Below are 4,298 nucleotides of genomic sequence, written 5' to 3' on the forward strand. Positions count from 1 at the left end.
CGGGCCGGGGCCCCCGGCGGTACGGGAGTCGGCGGGCGCGGTCACCGGGCCAGCGGTCCCAGCGGCGTGGGAGTCACCACGCACGAGCGCCGAACCAGCGGCATGCGACTCACCACGCGCGCTCACCGGACCAGCCGCACGGGAGTCGGTGGCGTTCCCGTCGGGCGGGTTCGGGTCGCCGCCGGTCATGAGGTGCCCACGGCCGGGGCCCCCGCCAGGGCGGGGGCGGGCCGGGCCGAGTCCAGATAGCGGCGCAGGTCCTCCTGCTGACCGTCGTCGAAGACGGCGTCGAAGCCCGCGTCGAGCAGCGCCGCCGCCTGGCGGGCGCGTACGGCGGGGGCGTCGGAGACACCGAGTTTGCCGCCGATGACGAGCGGGGTGCGGGCGAGCCCGGGGTGGTCCCGCAGGGTGCGGGCCAGTCCCAGCCCGTCGCTGTGGCCGTGCCCGTTGACACTGCTGACCACCACCAGGGCGGGCTCGTGGCGCAGGCACTCCGTCAGCACCAGTTCCTCGGGCACGCAGGGGCCGAGGTTGATCACTTCGTACCCCATCTCCTCCAGCAGCAGCTGAAGGAAGACGAGGTTCCAGGTGTGGGAGTCGGAGGCGACGGTGGTGACGATGACCGTGCCGCCGCCCCGGACCGACCGGCGCTCGCCGACGGCGGCGGACAGGTCCTCGCCGTCGGCGGCGGCGGACGGGTCCGTGCCGAACCGGACCGTCCGGGACGCGCTGACGGTCACCGCCCGGTCCGCGCCGACCGCGCCGGCCTCGGTGGCCCGGTGTTCGCCGGCCTCGGTGGCCCGGTCCTGGCCGCCGTCGGCGTACCCGTGCTCGCCGACCTCGGCGGACCGGTCCGCACGGGCGGCGGCGGACGGATCAGGACCGGCCGTCGCGGGACCGCCGCTGCCGGTGGCAGCGGGACGGCCGCTGCCCGTGACGACGGGACGGGCGCCGGGGAGCCGGCTCACGGCGCGGGCTCCGGGGCGGGCCCGTCCCCCAGGGGTGTCAGGGGCTGGCGCCGGTAGTCGATCCGGGTGGCCGAGACGACCTCGCCACCGCTCAGCGCCACTTCGGCGGGTGCGGGACGGCCGAGGAAGGCCAGCAGGCTGGCGGTGGGGCCGTAGGCGCCGGTGTTGGGGACGGTGACCACGTCGCCGGGGCCCACCCCGGGCAGGGTGAGGTCACGGCTGAGCATGTCGCCGGGGGTGCACAGGGGGCCGACCAGGCTGGCGGTCACCGGGTCGGTGGCGTCGGGTGCCGTGGTGGCGGTGGGCTCCACATGGGTGGGCAGCAGCCGTCCCAGACCCGACATCCCGCCGAAGACGTTGATGCCGCCGTCGAGGATGACATGGGTGCGGCCCCGGCCGGTCTTGACGTTGGTGACGCCGAGCAGCAGCGATCCGGCGCAGGAGGTGAGGTAGCGGCCCGACTCGAAGGCGATGGCCGGGGCGCCGGAGCGCCAGCCGGGCAGCTGTGCGTCGAGGACGCTCTCCAGCTCGGTACGGAGTGTGGGGTAGTGGTCGCGGGTGCCGGGCACCCCGTAGGGGGCGGCGAAGCCTCCGCCGAGGTCCAGCAGGCGCAGCGGCAGCGCGAGTTCGTCCGCGAGGCGCCTCGCGGCGGCGACGGTGTGCCGGAACTCGTCGAGGAGGTTGCCCTCGTCCTTGGCGTTGCTGAGCGGGAAGAAGTGGAACCCGGTCAGCCGGACGCCTTCGGTGGCGCGCAGCGCGGGCATGGCGGCGGGCAGGTCCTCGGCGTCGAACCCGAACTGGCTGGGCCGTCCGGTCATCCGGATGCCGGTGGTGGCGCCCCCGGTCACCGTGTTGACCGCGTTGACGCGCAGCAGGCAGTCGGCGGTCACGCCGCGTTCGGTGGCCGCCCGGCCGACCCGCTGGACATCGCTGACAGAGTCGGTGGAGAAGACGCGTACGCCGAGGTCGAGCGCGTGGCCGAGCTCGGCGGCGGTCTTGCCGGGGCCGGTGTAGAGGGCGTGCGCGGGGTCGAAGCCCGCTTCCAGGGCGGCGTGGAGCTCACCGCTGGAGCTGATCTCGGGCCGGCAGCGGCCGTCGTCGCCGCGCAGGGCGCGGGCGACGTCGGGGTGCGGGTTGGCCTTGAGCGCGTAGTAGAGGACCGCGCCCTCGGGCAGGGCGGCCAGCAGCTCGGCGCGGGCGGTGGCGACGTCGTCGAGGTCGTACACGTACAGCGGGGTGCCGTAGCGCTCGGCGAGCGCGGTGTGCAGGGGGGAGGCGGCGGTGGTCATCGGGCGCCCTCCCGGACCAGCGCGGCCAGCTCGGTACGGGCGTTCTTGCCGTGGCCGGTGAGCGGCATGCTCGCCACCACCTTGCACACGGCGGGCACCTTGGCGGGCTCCAAGCGGCTCGCCAGGGCGCGCAGCACGGCGGGGGGCTCCAGGCCGTCGGCCTCGATCACGAGGGCGAGATCGGAGCCGTCCGACGGGGGCACGACGGCGGCGGCGCGGACACCGGGGACGTCCATGGCGGCGGCCTCGATCTCGACGGTGCTCATCCGGATGCCCTTGCGCTTGAACATGTCGTCGCGGCGGCCCTCGAAGTAGAGGTAGCCGTCGGCGTCGAGGCTGCCGTAGTCGCCGGTGTGCAGCCGCGGTTCGCCGGTGACCGGGTCGGGCCGGAAGGCGCGCGCGGTCTGTTCGGGGGCGCGCCAGTAGCCGGGCATCACATGCGGGCCGGTGACGACGATCTCGCCGACGCCTCCGGTCTCGACCTCGGCGCCGTCCTCACCGAGGATCAGTACCCGGGTGCCGGGCAGCGGCAGCCCGACCGAGTCGGGCCGCTCACCGTCCTCGCCGGGCGGCATGACGGAGACCCGCTTGCACTCGGTCTGGCCGAACTGGCGGACCACCCGGACGCCGGGGAACAGCTCCCGCAGGGCGCGGATGGTCGGGGACGGCAGGGCCGCGCCGGTGTTGGTGAACATCCGTACCGGCGGCAGCCGGTCCGGAGACCGCCGGGCCAGGGCGACGATCATCTGGGCGTAGGAGGGGACGACGGGCACCACCGTGGCGCCGGTCTCCGCCATCCGGGTGAGCAGGGTGAGGTCGGCCTCCTCGTCGGCGAGAACGATCTCGCTCCGGGCGGCGCAGCTCATCACGACCTTGTAGAGGCCGTAGTCCCAGGAGAGCGGGAAGCGGCAGAAGACCACGTCGTCGGCGCGGTAGCCGAGGACGTCGACCAGGGCCCGCGAGGCGAAGGTGATCTGGGTGTGCGGGCAGATGACGGCCTTGGGCGCGGCGGTGGACCCGGAGGTGTAGACGAGGACGGCGATGTCGTCGGGGCGAGCGGCGACCGGCGGCGGGGTCACCTCGCGCTCGGCGTACGCGGCCACGGCGGGCCAGATGTCGGCGAGCTCATGGACCGGTACGGGGGAGATCTCCCGCAGCCGTGGCGCGGTCGGGCCCGAGACGACCACCAGCGCGGGTTCGGCGTTGCCGAGCACGGACTGGAGGTGGAACGGCTTCATCCCGGGGTTGAGCGGCACGAACACCACACCGCGTGAGGCGGCGCCGTAGAGCATGGCGACGAGGTCGCGGCGGCTGGGCGCCTGCACCACCAGACGGTCGCCGGGGCGCAGGCCCCGCTCGTCGAGCCAGGCGCCGAAGGCGTGGCTCATCCGGGCGAGTTCCCGGTAGGTCCACACCCCCGCGGCGTCACGGACGGCGGGACGGTCGGGCACGGCACGCGCGGCCTCGTCCAGCAACTCGTGCACCAGGTGCGGGCCGTTCACCGGGAATTCGGTGGCGGTCCGTGAAACCGCGCTTTCCGTCATGGTCTCTCCGCTGTCGCTCCCGCGCGTTTCCGCACCGGATGGCTTTCTGCTCCAGTTCCGTCTCCAGCGGCACAGTAGGGACGGCGGCGGGCCGGAAAACACCCCTAGCCGACCCCAGAGAGCGGTGATAAGGGTTGCCGCCCGCCGTGGATGCGACTGCGATGGGGGCACAACGTTTTCCTAGCGGAGAGAGCCATGTGGGACGAGAAGTTCGAAGCCGTCGTGCGCCGTCATCTGCCGTTCCTCGGCGCTGACGAGGAACTCGACGCGACCACCGCGCTGCGGGACCTGGGGCTGGACTCGCTGGGCACGGTGGAGCTGCTCAGCGATCTGGAGCGCGCCTATGAGGTGCGGTTCGTCGACGAGGCGCTGACCCTGGAGACGTTCGCCACGCCGGAGCGGCTCTGGCGGACGCTGGACGGGCTGAACGCCCCGGCCGCCTGAGGGACGGCGCCGCGAGCGGCGTCGTCCGGGTACGTACGGCGATGGGCCGGATC

4 protein-coding genes are annotated in these 4,298 nt (G+C 74.2%); 1 reads left to right on the forward strand and 3 read right to left on the reverse strand.

Translation table 11 applies throughout. The features are described 5' to 3' along the window. Positions 1-185: 185 nt before the first annotated feature. The 3 genes from ACFVIM_RS33295 to ACFVIM_RS33305 all read right to left on the reverse strand — a co-directional run bounded on the left by ACFVIM_RS33295 (position 186) and on the right by ACFVIM_RS33305 (position 3,801). A complete protein-coding gene (locus ACFVIM_RS33295; protein WP_384309566.1) occupies positions 186-671 on the reverse strand; it encodes a cobalamin B12-binding domain-containing protein in 486 nt (161 codons plus the stop codon). A 293-nt stretch (positions 672-964) separates the two neighbouring features. Beyond that, positions 965-2,257, reverse strand: a complete 1,293-nt coding sequence (locus tag ACFVIM_RS33300) for a type III PLP-dependent enzyme (protein ID WP_384309558.1) — start codon at positions 2,255-2,257, stop codon at positions 965-967. Then, on the reverse strand, positions 2,254-3,801 hold the full coding sequence (locus tag ACFVIM_RS33305) for an AMP-binding protein (protein ID WP_384309561.1): 1,548 nt from the start codon (positions 3,799-3,801) through the stop codon (positions 2,254-2,256). Before ACFVIM_RS33305 ends, ACFVIM_RS33300 begins: the two co-directional genes overlap by 4 nt. Positions 3,802-3,996: 195 nt before the next feature. Between ACFVIM_RS33305 and ACFVIM_RS33310 the strand changes: the two genes are divergently transcribed. Then, complete coding sequence (locus tag ACFVIM_RS33310) at positions 3,997-4,245, forward strand: acyl carrier protein (RefSeq protein ID WP_384309563.1); 249 nt, start codon at positions 3,997-3,999, stop codon at positions 4,243-4,245. Positions 4,246-4,298 lie beyond the last annotated feature (53 nt).

Origin of the sequence: Streptomyces sp. NPDC057638 (assembly GCF_042800315.1) — a bacterium.
Taxonomy (GTDB): Bacteria; Actinomycetota; Actinomycetes; order Streptomycetales; family Streptomycetaceae; genus Streptomyces.

What these genes read in the sequence shown, in the direction of transcription:
- ACFVIM_RS33300 (WP_384309558.1), bottom strand. Translation starts at nt 2,257, where the DNA reads ATGACCACCGCCGCCTCCCCCCTGCACACCGCGCTCGCCGAGCGCTAC.
- ACFVIM_RS33305 (WP_384309561.1), bottom strand. Translation starts at nt 3,801, where the DNA reads ATGACGGAAAGCGCGGTTTCACGGACCGCCACCGAATTCCCGGTGAAC.
- ACFVIM_RS33310 (WP_384309563.1), top strand. Translation starts at nt 3,997, where the DNA reads ATGTGGGACGAGAAGTTCGAAGCCGTCGTGCGCCGTCATCTGCCGTTC.